Source organism: Arthrobacter sp. TRD_SC_6 (assembly GCF_055361185.1).
Window position 1 is genome coordinate 1,231,156 of the sequence record NZ_CM143953.1, and the last position, 23,765, is coordinate 1,254,920.

Consider the following 23,765-nt stretch of genomic DNA (forward strand, 5'->3'; position numbering starts at 1 on the left):
AGGATGAACACCATGTTGCTTCGGCCGGGTCTTCACCGCATCCCGGCACCACTTGGCGAGCGGTTCGTAGCGTTGTATCTGTTGGAGGGCGAGGACGCCGCGCTGCTGGTGGATACCGGCATCCGCGAGTCCATCACCGAGACGTTCCTGCCGTATCTGGAACAGGCAGGCATCGACCCGTCAAAGCTGAAGTGGGCGCTGAATACACACTGCGATTTTGACCACACGGGCGGCAACGGCGCCCTCAAAGCTGCGTTGCCGCACGTCGAGATCCTTGCCCACAGGCTGGACCGGAAGCTTACTGAAGACGTACAACTGCTGATCGATACGCGTTACGGGGAGTTCCGGGCAACTGACGGATTCGATGACCCGCCGGAAACCACCGAATACCTGCGCAGCGTTACGGATCTGGTCCCTGTCGACCGCGAACTTGCTGGCGGAGAGACCTTCGACCTCGGCGGCCGTTCGGTGACCGTTCTGCACACTCCCGGTCACAGTCCCGGTCATCTGGCCGTACACGATCCCACGAACCGCGCACTGTTGATCGGCGACGCCACCCTCGGAGATACAGTTCCCTTCGCCGACGGCAGCGCGGCCTTCCCGCCGACGTACCGTGACACCGACCCCTACCTGGCCTCCATTGAGCGATTCCGCAGCCTGGACCCTGAGCTGTTGCTCACCGCGCACTACCCCGTCTATGAGGGTTCAGCGGCTCAAGCGTTCCTTGACCGCTCGGCGGACTACGTGGCCGAGATCGATGCGGTGCTTCAGAAGGTGCTGAAGGCGCAGAACGAACCACGAACCACCCTGGAACTGGTGCGCGTCGCTGGTTCGAAGCTCGGTCCGTGGAGCCCGGGCGCATTGGACTACTCGGTCTTTCCAGTCACAGGCAACCTTGAACGGCTCCGTGACCGCGGGCTCGTGACTGAGGGTCGCCGAACCGGCGGGCACCGCACGTGGAGGTGGGCATCATGAGCGGGGGAGTCCTGGGCCGAAAGGTCAGAATAGGTGCCATCGGTGCCGGGTGGTGGGCCACCAGCAACCACTTCCCCATCTACGCAGCCAGGGAAGACGTCGAACTCGTCGGTGTCTGCGGAATGGGTCCGCAGCTGGAGGCTGTGCGCAAACAGTTCGGCTTCGGCATGGCGACCGGGGACTTCAGTGAGCTACTCGCCCAGGATCTCGACGCCGTCGTCATCACGACTCCACACGACCTTCACTATGAGCACGCAGTGCAGGCGATCGACCGCGGCCTGCACGTGCAGGTTGAAAAGCCGGTGACCCTGGACGCGGGATCGGCGTGGGATCTGGTGGCACGTGCCGAGCGTGCGGGAGTGCACTTCCTCGTGCCGTACGGCTGGAACTATGCGCCGTTCGTTGTCGGAGCCAAGCGGTTGCTGGAGGAGCACGGCGTCGGAGAAATCCAGCATGTGGTGTGCCAGATGGCCTCACCCACGCGCGGCCTGTTCGCTGGCGACCCCGATGACATCCGCCAGCTTTGGGACTCCGACACCAGCGGCCCCGACAAGACCACCTGGCAGTCCCCGGACCGCGGCGGCGGGTACGCCCATGGGCAGGTCACCCACTCCAGCGCCCTCCTGTTCTGGCTGACGGGGCTGCGCGCCGCCACCATTGCGGGACGCGTGAGTCGCGCAGGTGCCGCCGTCGATCTCTTCAACGCCGCGACGGTCACGTTCGACAACGGCGCGCTGGGTGTCCTTTCCGGTGCCGCAACAGTGCCCGACGGCGACCCCTACCAGATCGACATCCGCATCTTCGGAAGCGAGGGGGTGCTGCTTCTCGACACTGAGCGCGAACGCGTCAGCCTGCACCGGTACGACGGCGGCCGCTGGGACCTTGCGATCCCGCGCGGCGAGGGTGCGTACCAGTGCATTACGCCACCCAACCGTTTCATTGACCTGGTCGCGGGGACGTCGACGGAGAACAATTCGGACGCACGGGTCGCCGCGAAGTCCGTCGAGCTGATCGACGCGCTCCTGAAATCCGCGGCACAGGACGGCGCAACCGTTCCCGTTCATCCAGAAGATAGGAAAACTTCCCCATGAGCCCCACCTCCATTCTCGAGGGCTACCGCGTCATCGACTGCTCCATCGCGATGGCCGGACCGTTCGCCGCCCAACGGCTTGGTGACCTGGGCGCCGACGTCATCAAGGTTGAGCCGACTACCGGCGAATGGCAGCGCCATGCCTCGGCCGGTGGCGCCGTCGGGAACCAGATCAATGTCTCGTTCCTTTCACTTAACCGCAACAAGCGCTCGGTTGCCCTGAACCTGAAGCAACCCAGGGGCCGCGAGGCACTCTATGACCTCATCCGCACGGCCGACGTGTTCCTGCAGAACTACCGGCCAGGGGTGGCGGCGCGGCTCGGCGTGGACTACGAGTCGCTGAAGGCGATCAACCCGTCAATCGTCTACGTGTCCATCTCCGGCTACGGCGAGGACGGACCGTACCGCGACCGGCCAGGACAGGACCTGCTGGTGCAGGCCATGTCCGGTGCCATGCTGTCGGCCGGGCGCGACGGCGACGAGCCGAGTCCAGCGGGCCAGTACCTTGCGGACGCGGTGACGGCGTCGACGGCGTTCGAAGGCGTACTCGCCGCGCTGTTGCACCGGGAGCGCACAGGGGAAGGCCAGCTCGTCACCGTCAATATGTTGGACGCCATCACCACCCTGCAGATGCAGGAACTCAGCGTGTTCACGGTTGGCAACCGGCCGCAGCAACGAAGCCGGGAAGCCCTGGCGCACGTATACATCCGCGCACCGTATGGCATCTTCAAGACCAAGGACGGCTTCGTCGCGCTCGCCTTTGCCGAGCCAGCACTCCTCGGCGAACTCTTGGACGAGCCTGCCTTCAGCGACTGGAAGGGTGAGGAACACGGGTGGAGCCACCGCGATGAGATGCATGAACGCATCGCGGCGAAACTCGTTGGCAACACCAGCGAGCACTGGCTGGAACTGCTGGGCGCTGCAGGCGTGTGGATAGGTCCGGTGTACTCCTACCAGGACCTCGTTGATGACCCGCAAATCGCGCACAACGGCACATTCGTGGAGTACAGCCACCCCACCGAGGGCACAGTCAAGACTCCCGGCTTCCCCTATAAGTTCTCGGCTACTCCACCCCGGATAGAACGCGGTGCACCGCTGACAGGGGAACACACACGCGAACTGTTCGCGGAGATCGGTTATGACATTGGGACGGTCGAGGCGCTGTTCGAGGCCGGAGCCGCCAGTGACCGGATGCACAGATGAGCCGCTTTCGCGGCCTCACCTGGGACCATCCCCGCGGACGCACGGCACTTGAGCGGTCTGCGGCCGCCTCGGGGGGTTTGATTTCCTGGGATACGCACTCGCTCGAGGGTTTCGAATCCGCGCCGATCAGGGAGCTCATGGAGCAGTACGACGTCGTCGTCCTCGATCACCCGCACCTTGGCGACGCCGTTGCGACCGGCAGCATCCGCCCCCTGTCGGATTTCTTTGATGCCGGCTATCTGGCAGCACTGGACGGCGGCAGCGTAGGGCCCACCCTTGAAAGCTACCGCTATGACGGCACCGTGTGGGCGCTTCCGTTGGACGCGGCAACTCAGGTCTCGGTCCGGGACGCGGCCCAGGTGACCGAAGCACCGTGTACCTGGGCGGAGGTGCTCGAGCTGTCGGGCGAATCCCCCGTTGCCCTCAGCCTGGCGGGCCCGCATGCGTTCCTCAGTGTCGCTTCACTGTGCGTGGCGCTGGGGGAGGAACCGTTGATTGAACCGGGTGCCGGAGTGCTTCCGCCACGTGCAGTACAGGCGGTGGAGACGCTCTCCGAACTGGCGCATCGCGCCCCGGCCGGCACCGAGCTGCTCAACCCCATCGGGTTGCTCGAGCGGATGCGTGTCGAGCGGGACATTGCCTACATCCCACTGGTGTTCGGCTACGTGAACTACAGCACCGGCCCGGCGCCCCTGCAGTTCGGGGACGCCCCGGCCTGGGTGCCCGGCGGCCGGCGCGGGTCCGTCATCGGCGGAACAGGCCTTGCCCTTTCCCGTAGGTCCAAGGTCGACGATGAACTGCTCGCCTACCTACGCTGGCACCTTGATCCGCTCACGCAGGCCACATTCATTGCCGACAATGACGGCCAGCCCAGCGCCCGCTCCGCCTGGACCAATGACGCCGTCAACGCCCACGCGAACAGTTTCTACTGCAACACCCTCGCCACCATTGACCAAGCCTGGGTGCGCCCGCGCGTCCCCGGCTTCACCAAGTTTCAGGGCGAAGCGTCAGGCCTGTTGCGGGAAGCGATCCTCGGGCCGGCGCAGGCGGCCTCCGCCGTCGTCGAAATCAATGCGCGGTTCAATGCGCTAGCCGACCGATTTGCTACCCAAGGGAGTACCCATGTCTGAAGATATCCGCTGCGAAATAAGGGGGCGGGTAGCGCTGGTTACCATCGACCGGCCGGCGAAGCTGAACTCCGTGACCAAGGAGATGTCGGACGAACTGGTGCGCATAGTGCATCAATTGAATGACGACGACGGCGTCCGGGCAGTGGTGTTGACCGGCGCGGGCGAGCGGTCTTTCTGTGCAGGCAGCGACATCCGCACCCTGGACAAATACGCAACGCCGTGGGACTTCCGGAATCGGGCCGACTACTGCGACGCCATCCGCGAATGCCGCAAGCCCGTGATCGCCGCTGTGAACGGATACGCGTTTGGTGGTGGGCTGGAGACGGCGCTGACCTGCGACATCCGGTTGGCTTCAACCACGGCGAGCTTCGCGGCTCCCGAGATCAAGCTGGGGTGGATCGGTGGGGGTGGGATGTCGGCGTTCCTGGCCGCGTCCATCGGGCCTTCGAATGCTGCGCTCATGCTGATGACGGGTGATCCTATCGATGCCGAGACCGCTCTTCGCTGGGGGCTCGTGAGCGAACTGGTGGAGCCACAAAACCTGGTGGCGCGTGCCGTTGAGCTCGGCGGGGTCATCGCTGCGCGTCCGCCCATCGCGGCCGAGACAGCCAAAGCCAATCTCCGCGCCGCCTACAACATGCCGCAGGACGCAGCAATCCGTTATGAACGGGATCTGCAGACCATTACCTTCGCCACGGCCGATGCCGACGAGGGCCGGGCCGCGTTCACCGAGAAGCGCCAGGCCGAGTTCCACCGGCGCTGAAGCGCGTTTCTCGCCCACTGTTTTGGCTTACCGTTTTGCCTAGCAACCTACCGAGAGGTTCACTGTGACTCTTCGCCCCACCGCTTCAGCGCTACTGCCCGACGACGGCACAACAGGCGCGCTCGCTGGCCGCGTGTTCGACCCGTCCGTTGGCGGGCCGAGCGTCGTGGCAATCCGGGCGGACGGCGTGGTGGATGTCAGTGCGTCGTTCCCCACCATGCGTGCGCTGACCGAGCTCGCCGATCCCGCGGGTGCGCTTGCCGGGGCCACAGGTCCGGTCCTGGGAACGCTCGATGAGATCGCCGCCAACACCCCTGACGCCACGCGGGATACGAGCCGCCCATGGTTGCTCTCGCCGATCGACCTGCACGTGGTTAAGGCTGCAGGAGTTACGTTTCCGGTGTCGATGATTGAGCGCATCATCGAGGAACGGGTTCGTGGGGAGGCGCACGGCGGCGCGGCGGTCCGGGAGGAAATCCTGGGTCTGCTGGGCGGATCACTGAACACGCTGGTGCCCGGCTCGCCGGAGGCCGCAGAGCTGAAGACCCTGCTGATGGAGAGGGGTTGGTGGAGCCAGTACCTTGAGGTTGGAATCGGTCCGGATGCGGAGATTTTCACCAAGGCGCCGGTGCTGTCCACTGTGGGGGCCGGCTCCGACGTCGGTGTGCTCGCGAAATCCGAGTGGAACAATCCCGAGCCGGAGGTTGTGCTGGTGGTGTCCTCGGAGGGGAACATTGTCGGCGCGACGCTCGGCAATGACGTGAACCTGCGGGACATCGAGGGCCGGTCCGCCTTGCTGCTCGGCAAGGCGAAGGACAACAACGCCTCAGCTGCGGTGGGTCCGTTCATCCGGTTCTTTGACGGCGGCTACGGGCTCGACGACGTCCATTCCGCCGTCGTCACTCTCACTGTGGACGGAACGGACGGTTTCCGGCTTGAAGGTACGAGCCTGATGGAGAAGATCAGCAGGGACCCGGCGCAGCTGGTGGAGCAGGCGATCGGTCCGCACCACGCCTACCCGGACGGGTTGGTCCTGTACCTCGGGACACTGTTCACACCGATCGAGGACCGCGGCGGGGCCGGTGCGGGATTCACGCACCACGTCGACGACGTCGTCACCATCAGGGAGCCGCGGCTCGGTTCGCTCATCAACCGGGTTCAGGTGAGCGAGAAGGTAGCGCCGTGGACGTTCGGCATTGACGCGCTGTACCGGAACCTTGCCGCGCGCGGATTACTCTAGGATTCGCGGCTCAGTCGCTGGGCCGATTGACGACATGCACGTCGGCCCATCCCCAGTCGAGCCGGTCCTTGAGCCATGCACCCTTTTTGAGGGTCGGGAATCCAGGTCATAGGGCCAGCCAATTGCGGCATCGTTATCGGCTGTTGTTTTTGCGTATGTTGAGAAAGATCGCGATGAAGGCAAGGCAGAACATGAACGGACTGAGGGTTTCCCAGAATCCCCGGCCGTCAAGGATTCGGAAGACGCCATTGGTGAGAAACAGAGCACCCAATAGCGGTGCGGCAATCAGGCAGAAACGTGCGAGGTGCGGGTGCATCCTGGGTTTACGTGATTCAGGCATTGTCTGCAGCGTACCGTTTTAGGCAGGTTTGCTGAACGCAACTGCGTGTCGCCCAACAAAACGCCGACCCCTTGGCCACTCGAAGAGCTGAAACCTGCAAGGAATCGTACGGCGCCCTGCAACGGCACCAGCGACCCTCAAGAAGCCGGTTCGAGCGACCGTCCCGATTCCAAGCCCAACGAGGCCGAATCAGACAAGACCACGCCTACGCGCAGCCCGTTGCGCCGATCGAGGGCTGCCACCCGCACAATCAACAAGCCGCTGCAGGCATCCCAAATCGGCCTGCTCACGCTTCGGCGCAACATGGCCTCGAGCGTGTGGATGTCCTGACTCCAACGCCGCACCCACTCACCGTCTACGCGGAAGTCGATGGCGCCGTCGTGCACATTGAGGATGGGAAAGACCGTGGGAAAGTGACCACCTGGAGGTTCGTGGCTCATCGCCGTCCTTCGAGTTTGCTCTTGCCCGCACCGGTGCCCGAGAGGGCAATGTGGGCCGCTTCCTCATCCGAACCACCCGTGAACATGGGGTTGGTGTGCGGCCAGTCGGAGCTTGGCGCCGCAGCTCATGAAGCTGAAAGGAGTATAACGACGACGGTGTCCCGGGGAATCCGTTGTGACGCACTGGCTTGTTCTAGCTCTCGTTTAACGATAGATTTCTATTGCAGGTCAATCGAAGGAGTCGTGATGGGAAAACTGGCCATCCTTGCGTTACGTGTTGTGATCGTGATGGTGCTGGCGGGTTCGCTCTTTGTGCAGTTGTGGATGGTTCCACTGATCGCCACCGACCTGGAGGAAGCGGGAGTCCCAACCGGGCTGCGCATCACGCTCAGCGCAATCGTTGTCCTCGGCATCGTGACAGTGCAGGTCACCGCGCTCTGCGTCTGGAAGCTCCTCACGATGGTTCGCCGTAACACGGTGTTCTCACGCGCAGCCTTCCGCTACGTCGACATCATTTTCTGGGCCATCGCCGCAGCGGCCGTGCTCATGTTCAGCCTGGCCGTCCTGCTGGCTCCGGGCGAAATTGCACCGGGAATCGTGCTCCTGATTTGCGGTGCGGCGCTCATGATCGGCGGCGTTGCACTGATCGTGCTGGTGATGCGGACCTTGCTCGCCCAGGCTGTTGACCGCGATGCCGAAGCCCAGCACCTCCGCACCGAACTCGACGAGGTGATCTGATGCCCATCATCGTGGATATTGACGTCATGCTCGCGAAACGGAAAATGGCGGTGGGCGTGCTCGCAGACCGCATTGGGATCACCCCCGCCAACCTGGCCGTCCTCAAGAACGGGCGCGCAAAAGCGGTCCGCTTCACCACGCTCGAAGCCATCTGCGACGTCCTCGACTGCCAGCCCGGTGACATCCTGCGCTGGGAGGGTGCCACCGAAAATACCAACAGAAACGACGACGACGGCGCCACGCCCCTTAAGCGCGGGCCCTCCTGAGCTAATCCTTCAGGAACAGCTCGACCACCGGCACCAGAACGTCCGGGCGCCGGATCGGAAGCTTGAGCGTGAGAGTCCCGGGCGGTTGTCCGCCCATCTCCATATTCGCCGCTTTGGCCGTGGGATCGGTCTGGATCTGTTGCACTTCCGAGGCGTCATTGAGGAGTTGTGCGTAGGCGACTTTGTCGGCCAGACCCGGCAGGTGTACGTGTTCGAGCGGCCATCCGAACAGGTGCAGGTACAGCCGGTTACCGTTCTGTGTGTACCGTGCGTCGGCAGGCGGCGCGAACGCTGAGGCTCCGGCGCCCCGGATGGACCGCTCGTGCAACCGCATCCATTCGCCTATGCTGTGCAGGCTCTCGCTGGCTCGTGGATCGAACTCGCCCCGACCAGTCGGCCCCACATTCAAGAGCAGGTTGCCGTCTTTGGAGACACCGTCAATGAGCATCCGTACCAGGAGGTCGGGCGTCTTGTAGGCGAGGTTGTCGCGGTCGTAGCCCCAGGAACCGTTCAGCGTCTGGCACGCTTCCCACACGACTGGCGTGCCGTCGTCGTTCTTCATTGGCTGGCTCGGCTGGTACTGCTCGGGTGTGATGAAGTCACCGTCGATTCCGAGGCGATCATTCACGAGGATGCCGGGCTGCAGTTCGCGGACCATTGCGAGCAGTTCAACAGCCGCCCAGTCGGTTGCGCCCTTGCCGCCCCACACCACGTCGCCGATCACGTCGTAGGAGAAGTCGTAGAACAGGTAGTCGATCTGGCCGTAGTTGGTCAGGAGCTCGCGGACCTGGCCGTGCAGGTAGTTGCGGTACCGGCTCATGTCCCGGGACTCGTTCAACGCTGCCACATCTGGCGCGTCCCGCTGCGGGTGGTGTCCGTCGATGGTGAAATCAGGGTGGTGCCAGTCGATCAGGGAGTGGTAGAAGCCGACGCGTAGCCCCTCGGCCCGGATAGCGGCAACGTATTCGGCGATCAGGTCGCGGCGGAAGGGAGTGTTTGATGCCTTGTAGTCGGTGAGCGCGGAGTCCCAGAGGCAGAATCCGTCGTGGTGCTTGGTGGTCAGGACCACGTACTTCATGCCGGCGCGCTTGGCCTGGCGGGCCCAGTCGCGGGCATCGAAAAGGTCAGGGTCGAAGTTCTCGAAGTACCTGCGGTAGTCCTCGGTGCTGCGCTTCTCCCAGGTCATGACCCATTCGTGGCGGGCCGGTAAGGCGTAGAGGCCGAAGTGGATGAACAACCCGAAACGGTCGTGCTGGAACCAAGCACTGTCAGCGCCTCGGACGGGAGATTCGCTCATGGTTTGGAACTATACATCGGATCTTTCGCCGGGTGGAGTCCGCCCGATTCATAGGGTGTTCACCATGACCCGACGACGAACTCGCCGATCACAGTTTCGCCGTCAGATTCGTAGACCGGCACCGTGACTGTCTTGCCCTTCATCGACTCCTGCCAGGCGAGCGCTTCCTCCGGGCTGGTGAAGTTCGCGGATCCGCCGGCGTCACGGAGTTCGGTCGTGTAGGCGTAGCCCATCTTGCCGTTCGTCGCGAAGACCGCTTGCAGGTCGGGTTCCGTGCTGTCTTTGGCCCCACCGTAAGTGTCGCCGTTCTCGTTCACGGCCCATTCGGTGGGCGTCTGGTTTACGTAGGTGACCTTCGCGCGGTACTGGACGTCGTCGTCGGCCTGGATTTCGGTAGTCCGTTTTTCGGGGGTGAGGGTCAGGGTTTGCCCGCCCATGCTCGACGCGTCATTCCCGCTGCAAATCATTGACGAGCCGTCTTCCCAGTAGACGGTGCCAGCCGAGACGCACGTGAGCTCGACGAGAATGTGTGTTGCCTGTTCGGGCGGCGGACCGAGGTCGATGACGGCTGAGCCGGTGTAGGTGCCCTCGGCGGGATCGGCGACACTGGTCACGATGTCGGACCCGGGAACGTGGAAGAACCCGGCCGTCGCAGCGCCGGCGCCACCAGCAAGCGCCGCCACCGCAACAAAGCCGGCCCCAATCTGCCAACGACGACGACGGCGCGCGCTCCCGGTGCGGGTCGCCTCGACTTCCCGAATCAAGGCGTCCCGCAAGCCGCGGCTGAATGTTTCGTCCATGCGGTTCATGGCTGGGTCTCCTGTGCTGGCTGGAGTGGTGAATCCAGTCCGTTTACGTGAACTTCGCTTCTGATCCAGATTTTCGCTCTGTGGAGGCGTGCTTTTGCTGCTTCCGGGCTGAGTTGAAGGAGGGGCGCGGCGGCGGCGACGGTGAATCCTTCGAGTGCAACCAGCGTGACGAGCTGCAGGTCGACTGGTTTGAGGGCGCGTAGGGCTCGGAGGAAGTCCGGGTGGAGACCGGCTGCCAGGTTCTGTTCGATGAAAGTCTCCGCGGTGTCGCGGGTGTCGGTTGGTTTTGGGAGGCTAGCGAGAAATGTTCGGTATCTGCGGGTTGAGCGGCGCACATTGCTGGCGCAGAGACTGGCGGTGACGAGGAGCCAGGGGAGGACGGAACGGTCAACGAGCGTCACCGCATCACGGCGTTTCCATAGCTGGAGGAAGGCTGTGGCGGTGACATCTTCGGCGTCGGTGCGGTTGTCGGTCAGGCGGCAGGCGTGAGCGTAAACGCGATCGCGGTGCCGGTCGAAGAGCTCACCGAAAGCGTCGCCGTTGCAGCTGAGACTGGCTTCCCAGAGGGTGGAGTCATCCGGAGTTGTTATCCCCATACTCTGTAGTGTCCGCGAGACGGGAAAAAGTTGCACGCATCAGTCGAATCGGATGAATGCGCGAACCGCACCTTCATTGAACTCTGAGGTTTCCGTGTAGCCGAGGGATTCGTAGAAGGCTTTCTGGCCGGGTTCCGCGTCGGTCAGCAGTACCTTTTGGCGCACGTGGGGGTACTGCCCGAGTGCGTTGGCCACGAGCGCTCGGCCAACGCTGGAGCGTTGAGCAGCCGGGTGGACCAGGACGTCCTGGAGGTAGCAAATCGAGGCGTCGTCGGAGATGACCCTGGCCAGGCCGACTAACTCGTTTCCTTCAAATGCGGCGACAACAAGTGAGGACCCGAGCAGTGCTCTTTGAAGGTTCGCTGGGTCGTCCGTGTATGCACGCCATCCCACCGATTCATAGAGAGCCACTACAGATTCAAGGTCCAGTTCTTTAGCGTCGACGATCCTGATGGTGGCCATGGTTCATCTAAACATTCTGCTGGGCTGTCGACTCCCAGCGGCAGGTGAGTTCGAGCCCCGGGCGAGTGCCGACGTCGTACTGATGCTGGCGGCTCAGTTGCTGGCTGCTAGCGCAGGGGGCGGAGGAACTCGCGGATGTCATCCACCAGGAGCTTCGGTTCCTCCAGGGCGGCGAAGTGCCCGCCACGGTTGGGGACATTGGTCCACCGGGTAATGGTGTGCTCCAATTCGGCGTAGCGGCGAATGCCGACGTCGTGGGCGAACATGATTGCTGCGGTGGGTACCCCGGACGGTTTCTTGGGCTCTCCCCAAGCCGACTCCTGTGCATAACCCACGTACGCTGCTGAGCCGGCGGTCCCAGTCAGCCAATAGATCGCGACGTTGGTCAGAAGCCGGTCCCGGTCAATGACCTGGTCCGGCAGTGCTTCGCGTGGATGGGTCCACTCCCGGAACTTGTCGAGAATCCAGGCCAGTTGCCCTGCGGGCGAGTCTGTGAGCCCGACTGCGAGGGTTTGTGGCCGCGTCGACTGGATGGAAATGTAGCCAAACTCCTCCTGCATGAACGCCTCTACCCGTGCAAGCCGGTCCCGTTCGAGTTCGGTGAAGGGTGCTTGCTCCGCTTCATCTGGTCCATGCAGCGGCGTACCGATACTGCCGTTGACGTGCACGCCAGCGACCCTTTCGGGAACCAGCCGGGCGACCTCCGGGGCAACCCCGGCACCGATGTCGCCGCCCTGGACGGCGAAGCGCTCGTAGCCCAGCCGCTTCATCAGCTCGCCCCAGGCAGCGGCGATGTGGGTGGTATCCCATCCGGCATCGGCGAGAGGGCTTGAAAAGCCGAAGCCTGGCAGGCTCGGGATGATGAGGTGGAATGCATCGGATGCGTCCCCACCGTGTGCGGCGGGATCGGAGAGTGGGCCAATGATGTCCAGGAATTCCACAAAAGAACCGGGCCACCCATGAGTAAGCAGCAGAGGCATGGCGTGAGGTTCTGCAGACCGGATGTGCAGAAAGTGGATGGTTTGCCCATCAATGTCAGTGGTGAACTGCGGATGGCGGTTCAGTGCGGTTTCCTGTGTGCGCCAGTCAAAGTCGCTCGCCCAGTACCGAACCAGTTCATCCAGGTAGGCAACCGGCACTCCGACATCCCAGCCATCCCCGGGTAGGGGGCTCGGAAGCCGTGTCTGAGCCAAACGTAGCTGGAGATCATCTAGCGCGTGCTGGGGGATATTGATGCGGAAAGGGTGAATATCCTTCGTGTTGGTCATGCCGAAAGCCTGTCAGCTATTGCGGACGGATTCGGTCCGCAATAACTTTTGGTTGCCCCAAGATTGAAGTCAACGCATGTTGACGATTAGGCGATTTTCGATTTAGTCTTGTCAACGTAAGTTGACGGATGAGGAAGGCTGACTGTGGAGGTGAACGAGTTGGTGAAGGTGGCACAGGCAACCGGGGACGAGGATCCACGGATTGCGTTGCGGGCAGCGGCCGAGCTCCGGCGGGCGTCAGAACGCATGGAAGCGCAGTTGGTTCGACGGGCACGCAATCAGGGGTTGTCGTGGGCGGAAGTCGCGGCGCAGCTTGGCGTTTCGAAGCAAGCGGTTCACCGGAAATACGGGGGTCAGGGCTTTCTCGGTCTTGGGCGTCAGGCTTAGGCCTGAGTCTGGCGACGGGCGCTGAGGCGGGCTCACTTAAGGACGAAGATGCCGTCCGGGCCCGGGTTGACTCGAGCGCCCGGTTTGGAGAACACGCTCACCGTCCACTCCGAGTGGACTGTGTGGGGAGCGCAGTGCCAGTCGGCAAACCTGCCTGTTAGTGCCAACCCCGCTGACGCAGCCAACGTGTCCTGTTGGTGAGGGCCGCCGGACGCCGCCGTCGTCGTACCGGAGACAAGTGTGCCTCCTGGCGTCAGCGCGTCTGCCGCTGCCAGGAAAGCGCGCTGCAGTGACTCGGGTGTAAGGAACGCTGGGACATTTCCGGACATCATCACCGCGTCGTAACGGTCTGGGAGGCCGGCTTCGCCGAGTGCGCTCGCCGAAAGGTCTTCGACTGCAAGCTGGCGGTACCATCCCGCATCGAACAGGAACGCATCTTTTGGGCGTAGGCGTTGTAGTCCGGACCGCTCGCGGAGTCCTCCACCGTTGATCTGGACGTCACTTGAGTAGGTCAGAAGTACGGACGACGACGGCGAACTCGTCATGGAGGTTCACTCCGGTTATATGGGTGAGCGTGTCCGCGCTGACGGTTTCGCCATCGGGACCTGTGCGGTCAAAGGTATGCGTTGCGTCGATGGCGAAGTACACGTGGTAACCCAGGTTTCCGCCGACGCGGGCGGTTGTTTCACAGCAGTGGTTCGTGGTGATGCCGCAGACCACAAAGGTTTCAATACCGTTCGTCTTCAACCACGAGTCCAGGTCGGGTGTGCCGTGAAAGCTGGAGTTGACGCTTTTGCGGACAAGTAGGTCGGGACGTTCCTGGACAAAGTCCTTTAACTTGTTCCCAGGATGGGACGGATGGAGAGGCGACTCTGGTGATGTCGAATCGTGCTGCACCAGCACGATCGGGCGGCCTTTCTCCGTCCACTCCTTCAAGAGCGCGGCGATGTTGCCCTCGCACTCCGGATTGTTGCGGGTGCCCCAGTACGCGGCATCATCGAAGGCCTGCTGAACATCCACGACAATCAGGGCTGTCTTCTGATCAGGCTTCCACGGCAGCGTTTGGGTCACGTTGCGACACTATCGTGTGTGGTTTCCGTTGGTTGATACCAAGACGTGGCGCGGTGTGGCTCCTCACCTTCCACAGGAACCAGAATGGCACAGGGCTCGTGAGACACTCACCTAGTCCCGCGAGCCGACCAAGAGAGAGGAACCGCCGATGCCCATCGTGGATAACGGGGTTTATGTGGACGGGCTGCGGACCGACAACCCGACCAATCTCGGCGAGACCTTTGAGGTGATGCGGGACCGCGGCGGCATGGCCTGGATTGGCCTCTATCGGCCGGATCACGCCGAAGTCATGACTGTTGCGGACGAGTTCGGCCTCCACGAACTCGCGGTCGAAGACGCACTGCACGGCCACCAGCGCTCCAAGCTGGAACGGTACGGAGAAACACTCTTCGCGGTGCTTCGTCCAGCCCGCTACCTCGACAACGAGGAGAAAGTCGAGTTTGGTGAACTGCACGTCTTCGTGGGCCCCGATTTCATCGTCACCATCCGGCAGGCCGAAGCACCGAACCTCGCAAACGTACGACGACGGTTGGAAGCCAAGCCGGAACTTCTTGCCCTCGGCCCGCAGGCCGTTCTTTATGCAATTCTCGACGAGGTCGTTGACCAGTACGCTCCCGTGGTCGCCGGACTCGAAAACGATATCGACGAAATCGAGGACGAGCTCTTCAACTCCGCCCCCGACGTCGCACGCCGCATCTACGAACTCTCCCGCGAAGTAATTGGTTTCCAGCGCGCAGCCCACCCGCTCCGTCCCATGCTCGAATCCCTGCTCCGCGGCTCTGATAAGTACGAGATGGACCTGGAGCTGCAACGCCGCCTCCGTGACGTGCTCGACCACGTCATCCGCGTCATCGAGCGCGTCGACTCGTACCGCATCCTGCTGCAGAACGCGCTCTCGGTTCACGCGACCCTGGTGACCCAGCGCCAGAACGAGGAAATGCGTCACCTTTCGGAGGCCAGCCTCGCCCAGAGCGAGGAGGTCAAGAAGATCTCCTCGTGGGCAGCGATCCTTTTCGCGCCCACACTGGTGGGAACCGTCTACGGCATGAACTTCGACTACATGCCCGAGCTGGCGTGGCGATTTGGCTACCCGTTTGCGCTGGCACTGATGCTGTTGATGGGCGTAGGTCTTTACCTCCTGTTCAAGAACCGGAAGTGGCTTTAACGCTCCTGAGCTCGCTTTGGAAGGTGTGGGTGCCGCTTACGACGACGACGGCGTCCTCGCCGGGGAGCTCCACCGTCGCCTCGGTGCCGGTAGGGACCGTCACCTCCACATGCAGCGCCTCGCCTTCGAGACGCCATGCGATAGCTGCCCTGCCGTAGGGCGTTTCATGCTCGGCCGAGGCATGCGTCAGCCCGCCGCCGGGCCGTGGAGCGAACCGTATCCTTCGATATCCCGGAGCGGCTGGAGCCAGCCCGGCCACAACCCGATGCAGCCAGTCAGCAACAGCGCCAAGTGCGTAGTGGTTGAACGAGGTCATGGTCCCGGGGTTCACGGTGCCATCCGGCAACAGCGCGTCCCAACGTTCCCAGATAGTGGTTCCGCCCTGCTTCACGGCGTATAACCAGGACGGCGCAGCCTCCTCTAGCAGCAGGCTGTAAGCAGCATCCACATGGCCTGTGGAGGTAAGTGCGTCAGATACCAGCGGGGTTCCCACAAATCCTGTCGCTATCCGGTGCCCGGACTCTTCGACCAATTCGGCAAGGCGCGCCCCCAGGTTGCCGTCGTCGTTCACCAGTTCAAACGCGATGGCGAGCGAGTACGCGGTCTGAGCGTCGCTGGTCATGCGACCATCGGCACGGACATACGCTCGTTTGAAAGCAGTCCGTACTTCGGCGGCGAGTTGGAAATAGCGTTCGGCTTCATCGCTCCGGCCCAACACCTCGGCCATTCGCGCGAGGCGGTCGGCGGATCGGGCGAAGTAGGCGGTGGCTACGAGGTACCGGTCGGTCCGTGCATCAGCTGGATCCTGTGGCGGTGCATGCGGGTCCAGCCAGTCGCCGAGCTGGAATCCCTCGTCCCAGAGCCGGTCCTCACCGGCCAACCGCTCAACGAGCTCCACCCAGTTCCTGGCGCTTTCATACTGCGCCTCAAGAATGCCAGCATCGGCGAAACGTTCGTATAGCGTCCACGGCGTGAAGGTTGCAACATCGCCCCAGGCGGCGCCGGGGCGGATCGGCGACCACATTTTGTGTGCAGGTATCACCGGCACGTACCAGGGCACAGTCCCGTCGGGAAGCTGTTCAACGGCAACGTCCTTCAACCAGCTGGACAGCATGCCGGACACGTCATAGAGGTAGCTCGCCGTCGGTGCGAACACCTGGATGTCTCCGGTCCAGCCGGCACGCTCATCACGCTGCGGGCAGTCTGTTGGAATGTCCAGGAAGTTGCCCCGCATGCTCCAGACCACGTTCTCGTGCAGCCGGCTAACCAACGGGTTTGAGCATTCGAACCAGCCGGTTCGCTCCAGATCCGTGTGATACACCCGGGCGACGACGTCCCCGTGGCTCACTGCCGCATCAAGGTCACCGGGCCATCCGGTCACTTCCGCATACCGGAACCCGTGGAAGGTGAAACGCGGTTCCCACTCTTCAACCTCACGGCCAGCGAGCACATACTGATCGGTGGATTTTGCCGTGCGTAACGGACGCGTATAGAGCTCGCCGTCCTGGAGCACCTCGGCTGTGCGGATGACCACACGGTCCCCCTCGCTGCCGGAAACCCGGATCCGCGGCCTTCCCACCAGGTTCTGACCGAAGTCGAGCACGCGTTTACCGCTCGGAGTGGTCAATACCTGGACCGGGGCAACCTCCTGTGTGCAGCGGACCGGCGGCCCTTCTGGTGCCACGAGGGTTGCGCGTTCGCGGTGGGCTGCGGCGACGCGGTGCCACGCGCCGTCGTCGTACCCAGGCTCGGACCAACCCGGGAGCTCCTCGCGTGCGTCGTACAGTTCGCCGTCGTAGTTGCCGCTGCGGATGATCGGACTCAGGGCGGCCCGCCACGAATCATCCGTGGCAATGACCTCAACAGAACCGTCCGCGTACCTGATTTCGAGCTGGGCAAGCAGTGAGAGATCCCGCCCGTACAGGTTCTGGAAGCCGCCGTACCAACCCAGCCGCCCGCGGTACCAGCCGTCACCGAGCCACGCACCGACAACGTTGGCGCCCACACCGAGGTGATCGGTGACGTCGTAGGTGTAATAGCGCAGGCGCCGGCCGTACGTGGTCCAGCCGGGAGACATAGCGTCATCACCCACGCGCTTGCCGTTGATCTCCACCTCATACAGCCCGTGGGCGGTGGCATAGAGGCGGGCGGAAACGACGTCGTCACGCACGGCGAACTCCCGGCGCACCAGGGAGGGCCTGCGCTCATCCGACGCCGGATCTTCCACCCACCCGGCGCCCACTGCCATCGCGGTCCAATCCGAGGGCTGCAACAGCCCCGCCTCTACAAATCCGGGATTACTCCACTCCGAGCGCGAACCGTCAGAACCGGTGACGCGCACACGGACGCCAACGCGCTCGCGTGATTCGAGCGGGTCGGCAGGCCACGGCTGCAGTACGGAATCAGCGGAATCAACTTGTTCGGCTACCCGTTCCCCGCGGCGATCCAGCTCCAGCTCATACGATGCCTGTGACCACCCGGACGGCGCCGTAGTCTTCCATGAGATGCGTGGCGAGGGGACGCCTGTTCCCAGGGCGTCCCGCAGATGCTCGAAGGTGGGGGCAGCAACACTGATGCTCATGGGTCTCCTGTGTGGGGCCGGTTCAGTAGAACTCGACGGTGTTGACGACGTTGTGGAGCGGCTTTCCGTCGAGCAACCGGCCGGCGTTCTCAGCGAACAGTTCGGCGATCCGGAGCTCTTCCTCGAGATACGTCCCGGCAGTGTGCGGGCTGACGACGACGTTCGGGGCGTCCCACAACGGGCTCTCGGCAGCGAGCGGCTCCCGTTCAAACACGTCGAGCGCGGCGAAGCCAACCCGCCCGTCGGCGAGTGCTTCGATCAGCGCTTCCTCATCGATGGTGGTGCCACGGCCAACGTTCACCACAGTGATTCCCGGCTTCACACCCGCGAGCAGTTCCCGGCTCAGCATGTGGTGGGTTTGTGCGGTAGCGGGCAGGCACATTACGACGGCGTCGACCTCGCCCAGCACGCCGGCGAGCTGGTCAGGCGGCACTACGGAAGCGACCACGGGAACGTCGACGCTGCGCCGGTGCACGCCGACAACAACAGATCCCAGCGCATCAAGCTTCTGCGCCACCGCCCGGCCTATCCCGCCGAGCCCGACGACGGCGACCCGCAGCGAGGACATGAGTGGCACCGCACGCCGTGCCCCCCAGACGTGGTTGCGCTGATCAGCGAGGAGGAGGGGGAGTTCACGCGCACCGGCGAGCACTCCGAAAACTGCGAACTCCGCGAGCGGCTCACCGTGGACACCGCCGGAGGTGGTGAAGACGATGCGGGACAGTTCGTCCTCGTTGAGCTCTGCACCCTTCACCTGTCCACCGCCACCGGCGGGCGTGGTGTGGACCCAGCGAAGCTGCCTGTTACTCCGGACTGCCCGTCTCAGCTGGGCGCCTGACTGGCCGGGCACTCCGTAAAGGGCATCTGCGCTATCGATAAGACGTTCGTACTCGGATTGTTGTTGCGGTGTGCGTTGGAACTCCGGGTCGCCCTGATGATCCCCCGGGTAGAGCTGCGGCGGCAACAGTTCCTGGTCGCGTATCAACTCGATTCGCGGCTCACGCCGCGTGATCAGCTCGCAGAGCGTTTCGGGAAGGGGCGTGGGCACAAAGACGCGCAGTTCGGTCACGGTGCTCCCGTCGTCGTAATCCGGTAGAGGCTGGTCGAGGCGGTGATGAAGAGTTCATCTCCCCGGTCTCCACCGAAGCACACGTTGGAGACCTTCTCCGGAATCGGCACGTGTCCAAGGAGGGTGCCGTCGGGGGAGTACACATAAACGCCGTCGCCGGCTGACGTCCAGATGCGGCCATCGCGGTCGACGGCGAAGCCATCAGAAGCACCGACCGGCACTGTTGCGAACGGTTTTCCTTCCCCAACTGTGGTCCCCTTGACCGGGAACGCGAGGATGTGCTTCGCGTCCGGGTTCTCGCCGAAGAAGCCGGTGTCGGAGACGTAGAGCACCGATTCATCCGGCGAGAATGCAATGCCGTTTGGATGCACCATCGAGGTGATGACGGGTTCCACGGCGCCCGTTGCTGGATCGAACCGGAAGACGTAGCAACCGTCATAGTCCTGGTTGCCGGGGTAGCCCTCCCTGCCACTTGGGTGCAGGCCGTACGGCGGGTCGGTGAACCAGATCGAACCGTCGGAGGCAACAGCAAGATCGTTGGGCGAGTTGAAGCGGTTGCCGTTCCACTTGTCCACGAGGATTTGGGGCCCGTTCTCAGTTTCCCTTTCCAGGGCCCGCCTGCCGTGGCTACACTGGATTACGGCGCCACGGGCGTCAAGGGTGCGGCCGTTCGTGTATTCCGCAGACTCACGGAACACACTGACGACGCCGGTTGCCTGGTCCCATTCGAGGATGCGGTTGTTCGGGATGTCGCTCCAGCGGACTCTTTTGCTTTCGGCCAGCCACAGGGGGCCCTCGGCCCAAACCGAGCCACTGGCCAGCCGCTCCGGTTCAGCGCCCTGAAGGACGGGAAAGAGCGCGGTACTTTCGGGCCGTGCCCCTACGTTTTGCTCAGCCACCAAGCTCCTCTTTGAATCACTGGTCAAGCTAGACCTCCTCAGCGTATATCAGGCCGTGTATCGTTTCAACAAACTGGTCAACCGGTGAACCTATTGCTTGACCACGTGTCGAAAGGACCGCGCGTGCACCCCTGCTACTCGGTAATGGAGCTTGAGTTCGTTGGGCCCGCAACACCTGTCCCAGCCGACCAGACGCCACTGGAAGTGACGTTCACGCACGAGGCTGGTGATGCCGTCGTCGTGCCGGGGTTTTGGGATGGAGGAACCCGTTATCTTGCACGCTTCTGTGCGGAGCTGGAGGGTGAATGGCGCTGGGAGTGCTCAAGTGCGGTCCGCGGGTTGTCCGGTCAATCGGGCAGGTTTACCGTGGGCCCGCCTGCCGGTGAGCGTGGGCCGGTTCGGGTGGCTGGTACCTTCCACTTCGCGTATGCGGACGGAACGCCGTACCGGCCTGTCGGATCAACGGTCTACAACTGGATCCACCAGGATGAGCCAATCTATTCAGAATCGGTTGATGCGATAGTTGAAGCCGGCTTCAATAAACTCCGGTTTATGGTGTTCCCGCAGGCAGGTGGCTACGTGGAGCACTTCCCCGAACTGCTTCCATTCGAGTGTCGCGCTGATGGGCGTTGGGACGTGACGCGGCCGGTGCCCGGGTTTTTCCAGCATCTTGATAGGTCGGTGCGGTTGTTGCAGGAGCGTGGCATCCAGGCCGATGTACTCATCTACAACGCTTATGACAACGGACGGTTTGGGCTCGACACCCTCACTGAGGATGAAGACGCGGTTTATCTGCGGTATCTGGTTGCACGACTTTCGGCTTACCCGAATGTGTGGTGGTCACTGTGCAATGAGTTCGACATTCTCGACCGGCCGATCGAGCGTTGGACCCGCACCGGGGAGCTACTTGCCGGCATCGATCCCCACCGGCATTTACGATCCATCCACAACTGGGTGCAGCTGTATGACTACAACCAGCCATGGGTTACGCATGCTTCCCTGCAGCTCGGGCAGGCTACGGAAGATTTCGGCAGGGCATCACTGTTCCGCGACGCCTATCTCAAACCGATCGTGCTCGATGAGATCAAGTACGAGGGCGATGTTCCCCAGCGCTGGGGGCAGTTGTCCCCGGAGGAACTTGTGCACCAGTTCTGGATTGCAACGGTTTCAGGCTGTTATGCCTCTCACGGTGAAAGCTTTGAACGGCCATCCGGGAGCCTGCACATTGTTGAAGGTGGGCGGTTTGTGGGCGAGAGCCCTGCACGCCTGGCCTTTCTGCGGGAGGTCCTCGAGCAGGTTGGGGGAGTTGGGCTGGATCCGATCGACAACTGGTGGGACCGGGCGTTCGTCGCGGGCGTCGTCGGGCAGGTCTATCTGCAGTATCTCGGGAGGTCCGCGCCGCCGGAGTGGATTTTCAGGTTGCCGCAGAACTCACAGGACGGGCTGGAGGACGGCCAGCGGTTCGAGGTGGAGATTATCGACACCTGGAACATGACTATCACTCCGGTTGGCGGCGAGTTCACGCTCGATAAGGTTCAACGCAACGAGGCCTGGTCCTCGGGATCCGCACCGGTTCAACTTCCGGTTGGGGAAGCGTTGGCGTTGCGGATTCGGAGGGTGGGCTGACGCTCACGACGACGCTCGGCTGAGCCGCTCGACACTTCACCGAGGATGCGCGCTGCTTCAGGGAAGGCCGCCGGGTTCGGTCCGGAGTAATTGAGGCGGATGAAGGACCCGGTGGGTTCGGCCGGGAACCATTCAGTGCCTGCAGCGATGACCACCCCGGCTTGCTCGCACTCGCGTGCGAACTGAAGGAGATCCGTAGTGTCTGGAAGCTGCAACCAGAGGTTCAGCCCACCCGCGGGGAGATGCGCGAGGTGGAGCTCGGATGCGTGTTTGCGGAGACTGTCGACGAGCAGGTCCCGGCGCAACTGCAACTGCTGTCGCAAACCCCGTAGGTGGGTCTTCCAGCCTGGCTGCGTGACGACGTCGAGCGCTGCGGTTTGAAGCAACCCGCTCACATAGAGCGATTCCCCGGCACGCGTGGACAAAATGCGGTCCCTGGCCGGCCCGCGGGCGATGACCGCCGCAACACGAAGCGCCGGTGACACGCTTTTGGTGAGTGAGCGGATGTAAATGACGTGGCCGCAGTCGTCGTGGGCAGCAACTGGCACGGGAGTGGTGGTGATGCCGAAATCGTGTGCCCAGTCATCCTCAATGAGGTAGGCGCCGTGCTCCCGCACTATCTGCAGCACCCGTTCGCGGCGCTCCGTTGACCACTGGGCACCCGTGGGGTTGGCGTAATTGGGTTGGGCGTAGAACAGGCGCGAACCCGTTTCCTCGAACGCGCGGGCCAGTTCTTCCGGATCCGGGCCGTCCGGTCCGCTGGGGACGGGGACGATGTCGACGCCGGCGTTACCGGCCGCGCGGATAGCCCCCCAGTAGGTGGGCGATTCGGTGAGTATTGGCCGCCCAACGGTAACGAGGGACTGGAAAATCGAGCTGAGCCCGCTTTGGCTCCCCGGGACGATGATCGTGTCGCTGGGCTCCGGTGACGAGATTGCTGCGGGTGTCGCGGCGCTAAGTTCATTGGCGAACCAGGACTGCAATTCCGGAAGGCCGGCCGCTGGGGTGCTTGCCACGGCCGATTCAGTCCGGGAAGCTCTTGCCAGTGCTGCGCGCACCAGCCGTTCCGGCAGCAACTCCTTGGTGGGATATCCCGAGTGAAGAGCTATGACGTCATTGGGAACAGAACGCATCGCGGTAGAGACTGGCCGGTAGGCGAAGCGGGGGGACCGCAAGGCGGCAGTCTGCCAACTGAAATCGACCGGTCTCGGCGCCCTGGCTGCGCGAACAAAGGTGCCAGCGCCAGGCCTGCTCTCGATCAGGCCCATGGCTTCAAGGCTGCGTAGGGCCTTCTGGACCGTAACCGGACTTGCGTTGTGTTCGGCGACCAGCGCGCGCGTGGAGGGCAGCCGTGAACCGGGTGCTGCATTTGCAATCCACGCCCGAAGCCGCTCCGTGATGCGCGCACTGCTATCGTTGTACATGAAGCCCAATAGTAGCGCTACTCTCGTTTATCGCCAACCGCTATCGTCGTCGTCGGTCGCTGGCCTCGCTTGGGGCTTTGCGGGGGTCGTAGCGTTTTCGTTCACTGTTCCTTTCACGCGAGTCGCGGTGGAGGGCATCTCTCCGTTGCTCGTCGGTTCCGGCCGGGCGGTGGTCGCGGGCGTCCTGGCCGGCCTGGCATTGCTGCTGACCAGGCAGCCGCTTCCCAGCAGGAATCAATGGAAGCGACTGGCGGTCGTTGCTGGCGGAATAGTGGTTGGATTTCCGCTCCTGACGTCGTTCGCGCTTACGTCGGCTAACGCCAGTCACAGTGCAGTGGTCATTGCGCTGCTGCCGGCCGCCACGGCCACTGTTGTGGCGGTACGAACACGTGAAAAGTTGCGAACCGCCTTCTGGGTCGCGGCCGGTCTTGGTGCCGTTGCTGCGCTGACGTTCGCGTTCGTGCAGGGCGGGGGTTTGGGGCACCTGGGATGGGCTGACATGCTGCTGCTTGGTGCGGTCATTGCAGCGGCGATCGGCTACGCGGAGGGCGGGCTGCTGGCACGCGAGTTGGGGGCGTGGCAGACCGTGTCGTGGGCACTGGTTCTCGCGATGCCGCTGATGGCGGTACTTGCCGGTGTTGCGGCAGCCAACCAGCCGCCGTCGGGCACTGTGGTGCAGTGGCTGGCTTTCGCCTACCTCGGCGTGGTGAGCATGTATCTGGGCTTCTTCGCCTGGTACCGCGGTCTGGCGGTAGGCCCGATGGCCCGGGTGAGCCAAATTCAGCTCGTCCAGCCCGTGCTGACAATCTGCTGGGCGTCGTTATTGCTTGGCGAACAGCTCACACTCCCCACGGTTGTCGGTGGAGTGGGGGTGGTCCTTTGCGCGGGGCTGGCGGTTCGGGTCCGGTTGCGCTAGTTGTTCACAG

Annotated in this window: 25 protein-coding genes and 1 riboswitch; of the genes, 12 read left to right on the forward strand and 13 right to left on the reverse strand. The window is 63.3% G+C overall.

Features of this window, described 5'->3' with window-relative positions; genetic code table 11:
- Nucleotides 1-3: 3 nt before the first annotated feature.
- The 6 genes from ACWA1U_RS06090 (at nt 4) to ACWA1U_RS06115 (ending at nt 6,401) form a co-directional block, all read left to right on the forward strand.
- Nucleotides 4-975, forward strand: coding sequence for an MBL fold metallo-hydrolase (locus ACWA1U_RS06090; RefSeq protein WP_463724449.1), 972 nt, complete (start codon nt 4-6; stop codon nt 973-975).
- The gene (locus tag ACWA1U_RS06095; RefSeq protein ID WP_463724450.1) at nt 972-2,066 is read left to right on the forward strand and encodes a Gfo/Idh/MocA family protein; all 1,095 of its coding nucleotides are present in this window, start codon (nt 972-974) and stop codon (nt 2,064-2,066) included. The genes ACWA1U_RS06090 and ACWA1U_RS06095 overlap by 4 nt, the downstream gene beginning before the upstream one ends.
- A complete protein-coding gene (locus ACWA1U_RS06100) occupies nt 2,063-3,268 on the forward strand; it encodes a CaiB/BaiF CoA transferase family protein (RefSeq protein WP_463724451.1) in 1,206 nt (401 codons plus the stop codon). The genes ACWA1U_RS06095 and ACWA1U_RS06100 overlap by 4 nt, the downstream gene beginning before the upstream one ends.
- Nucleotides 3,265-4,398: a hypothetical protein gene (locus tag ACWA1U_RS06105; RefSeq protein WP_463724452.1), complete on the forward strand. Its 1,134-nt coding sequence runs from the start codon at nt 3,265-3,267 to the stop codon at nt 4,396-4,398. The genes ACWA1U_RS06100 and ACWA1U_RS06105 overlap by 4 nt, the downstream gene beginning before the upstream one ends.
- Nucleotides 4,391-5,161, forward strand: a complete 771-nt coding sequence (locus ACWA1U_RS06110; protein ID WP_463724453.1) for an enoyl-CoA hydratase/isomerase family protein — start codon at nt 4,391-4,393, stop codon at nt 5,159-5,161. The genes ACWA1U_RS06105 and ACWA1U_RS06110 overlap by 8 nt, the downstream gene beginning before the upstream one ends.
- Nucleotides 5,162-5,225: 64 nt before the next feature.
- On the forward strand, nt 5,226-6,401 hold the full coding sequence (locus ACWA1U_RS06115; protein ID WP_463724454.1) for a fumarylacetoacetate hydrolase family protein: 1,176 nt from the start codon (nt 5,226-5,228) through the stop codon (nt 6,399-6,401).
- Between the two features lie 133 nt (nt 6,402-6,534).
- On the opposite strand, the gene ACWA1U_RS06120 is transcribed toward ACWA1U_RS06115, so the two are convergent.
- A complete protein-coding gene (locus ACWA1U_RS06120) occupies nt 6,535-6,741 on the reverse strand; it encodes a hypothetical protein (protein ID WP_463724455.1) in 207 nt (68 codons plus the stop codon).
- Nucleotides 6,742-6,878: 137 nt separating this feature from the next.
- Nucleotides 6,879-7,181 carry a hypothetical protein gene (locus ACWA1U_RS06125; protein WP_463724456.1) on the reverse strand — a complete coding sequence of 101 codons (303 nt, stop codon included), beginning with the start codon at nt 7,179-7,181 and terminating at the stop codon, nt 6,879-6,881.
- Nucleotides 7,182-7,193: 12 nt separating this feature from the next.
- Nucleotides 7,194-7,314: riboswitch (SAM riboswitch) on the reverse strand.
- 113 nt (nt 7,315-7,427) lie between these two features.
- On the opposite strand from ACWA1U_RS06125, the gene ACWA1U_RS06130 reads away from it, so the two are divergent.
- Nucleotides 7,428-7,919 carry a DUF2975 domain-containing protein gene (locus tag ACWA1U_RS06130; RefSeq protein ID WP_463724457.1) on the forward strand — a complete coding sequence of 164 codons (492 nt, stop codon included), beginning with the start codon at nt 7,428-7,430 and terminating at the stop codon, nt 7,917-7,919.
- On the forward strand, nt 7,919-8,185 hold the full coding sequence (locus tag ACWA1U_RS06135) for a helix-turn-helix domain-containing protein (protein WP_463724458.1): 267 nt from the start codon (nt 7,919-7,921) through the stop codon (nt 8,183-8,185). The genes ACWA1U_RS06130 and ACWA1U_RS06135 overlap by 1 nt, the downstream gene beginning before the upstream one ends.
- 1 nt (nt 8,186) lies before the next feature.
- Here ACWA1U_RS06135 and ACWA1U_RS06140 read toward each other — a convergent pair whose 3' ends face one another.
- The 5 genes from ACWA1U_RS06140 to ACWA1U_RS06160 all read right to left on the reverse strand — a co-directional run bounded on the left by ACWA1U_RS06140 (nt 8,187) and on the right by ACWA1U_RS06160 (nt 12,617).
- Entirely contained in the window at nt 8,187-9,482 is a 1,296-nt protein-coding gene (locus ACWA1U_RS06140) for an alpha-L-fucosidase (protein ID WP_463724459.1), read from the reverse strand.
- A gap of 59 nt (nt 9,483-9,541) precedes the next feature.
- Nucleotides 9,542-10,291: a peptidase M56 family protein gene (locus ACWA1U_RS06145; RefSeq protein WP_463724460.1), complete on the reverse strand. Its 750-nt coding sequence runs from the start codon at nt 10,289-10,291 to the stop codon at nt 9,542-9,544.
- The gene (locus ACWA1U_RS06150; RefSeq protein ID WP_463724461.1) at nt 10,288-10,887 is read right to left on the reverse strand and encodes an RNA polymerase sigma factor; all 600 of its coding nucleotides are present in this window, start codon (nt 10,885-10,887) and stop codon (nt 10,288-10,290) included. Before ACWA1U_RS06150 ends, ACWA1U_RS06145 begins: the two co-directional genes overlap by 4 nt.
- A gap of 39 nt (nt 10,888-10,926) precedes the next feature.
- Complete coding sequence (locus ACWA1U_RS06155) at nt 10,927-11,349, reverse strand: GNAT family N-acetyltransferase (RefSeq protein WP_463724462.1); 423 nt, start codon at nt 11,347-11,349, stop codon at nt 10,927-10,929.
- A gap of 107 nt (nt 11,350-11,456) precedes the next feature.
- Nucleotides 11,457-12,617, reverse strand: coding sequence for an epoxide hydrolase family protein (locus ACWA1U_RS06160; RefSeq protein WP_463724463.1), 1,161 nt, complete (start codon nt 12,615-12,617; stop codon nt 11,457-11,459).
- Nucleotides 12,618-12,767: 150 nt separating this feature from the next.
- Between ACWA1U_RS06160 and ACWA1U_RS06165 the strand changes: the two genes are divergently transcribed.
- Nucleotides 12,768-13,004 carry a helix-turn-helix domain-containing protein gene (locus tag ACWA1U_RS06165; RefSeq protein ID WP_463724464.1) on the forward strand — a complete coding sequence of 79 codons (237 nt, stop codon included), beginning with the start codon at nt 12,768-12,770 and terminating at the stop codon, nt 13,002-13,004.
- Nucleotides 13,005-13,036: 32 nt separating this feature from the next.
- On the opposite strand, the gene ACWA1U_RS06170 is transcribed toward ACWA1U_RS06165, so the two are convergent.
- Entirely contained in the window at nt 13,037-13,549 is a 513-nt protein-coding gene (locus tag ACWA1U_RS06170; RefSeq protein ID WP_463724465.1) for a hypothetical protein, read from the reverse strand.
- The gene (locus ACWA1U_RS06175; protein WP_463724466.1) at nt 13,503-14,075 is read right to left on the reverse strand and encodes a cysteine hydrolase family protein; all 573 of its coding nucleotides are present in this window, start codon (nt 14,073-14,075) and stop codon (nt 13,503-13,505) included. The genes ACWA1U_RS06170 and ACWA1U_RS06175 overlap by 47 nt, the downstream gene beginning before the upstream one ends.
- A 148-nt stretch (nt 14,076-14,223) precedes the next feature.
- Between ACWA1U_RS06175 and corA the strand changes: the two genes are divergently transcribed.
- The gene (gene corA, locus ACWA1U_RS06180; RefSeq protein ID WP_463724467.1) at nt 14,224-15,240 is read left to right on the forward strand and encodes a magnesium/cobalt transporter CorA; all 1,017 of its coding nucleotides are present in this window, start codon (nt 14,224-14,226) and stop codon (nt 15,238-15,240) included.
- Here corA and ACWA1U_RS06185 read toward each other — a convergent pair.
- From ACWA1U_RS06185 to ACWA1U_RS06195, 3 genes are read right to left on the reverse strand one after another with little or no spacing between them, the layout of a single operon-like run.
- Nucleotides 15,218-17,821 carry a family 78 glycoside hydrolase catalytic domain gene (locus ACWA1U_RS06185; RefSeq protein ID WP_463724468.1) on the reverse strand — a complete coding sequence of 868 codons (2,604 nt, stop codon included), beginning with the start codon at nt 17,819-17,821 and terminating at the stop codon, nt 15,218-15,220. The genes corA and ACWA1U_RS06185 overlap by 23 nt on opposite strands.
- A gap of 22 nt (nt 17,822-17,843) precedes the next feature.
- The gene (locus ACWA1U_RS06190; protein ID WP_463724469.1) at nt 17,844-18,890 is read right to left on the reverse strand and encodes a D-2-hydroxyacid dehydrogenase; all 1,047 of its coding nucleotides are present in this window, start codon (nt 18,888-18,890) and stop codon (nt 17,844-17,846) included.
- The gene (locus ACWA1U_RS06195; RefSeq protein WP_463724470.1) at nt 18,887-19,789 is read right to left on the reverse strand and encodes an SMP-30/gluconolactonase/LRE family protein; all 903 of its coding nucleotides are present in this window, start codon (nt 19,787-19,789) and stop codon (nt 18,887-18,889) included. Before ACWA1U_RS06195 ends, ACWA1U_RS06190 begins: the two co-directional genes overlap by 4 nt.
- A 105-nt stretch (nt 19,790-19,894) precedes the next feature.
- On the opposite strand from ACWA1U_RS06195, the gene ACWA1U_RS06200 reads away from it, so the two are divergent.
- Nucleotides 19,895-21,415, forward strand: a complete 1,521-nt coding sequence (locus ACWA1U_RS06200; protein WP_463724471.1) for an apiosidase-like domain-containing protein — start codon at nt 19,895-19,897, stop codon at nt 21,413-21,415.
- Here ACWA1U_RS06200 and ACWA1U_RS06205 read toward each other — a convergent pair.
- Nucleotides 21,364-22,839 carry an aminotransferase-like domain-containing protein gene (locus ACWA1U_RS06205; RefSeq protein ID WP_463724472.1) on the reverse strand — a complete coding sequence of 492 codons (1,476 nt, stop codon included), beginning with the start codon at nt 22,837-22,839 and terminating at the stop codon, nt 21,364-21,366. The genes ACWA1U_RS06200 and ACWA1U_RS06205 overlap by 52 nt on opposite strands.
- Here ACWA1U_RS06205 and ACWA1U_RS06210 point away from each other — a divergent pair.
- Nucleotides 22,838-23,755 carry a DMT family transporter gene (locus tag ACWA1U_RS06210; protein WP_463724473.1) on the forward strand — a complete coding sequence of 306 codons (918 nt, stop codon included), beginning with the start codon at nt 22,838-22,840 and terminating at the stop codon, nt 23,753-23,755. The genes ACWA1U_RS06205 and ACWA1U_RS06210 overlap by 2 nt on opposite strands.
- Nucleotides 23,756-23,765 lie beyond the last annotated feature (10 nt).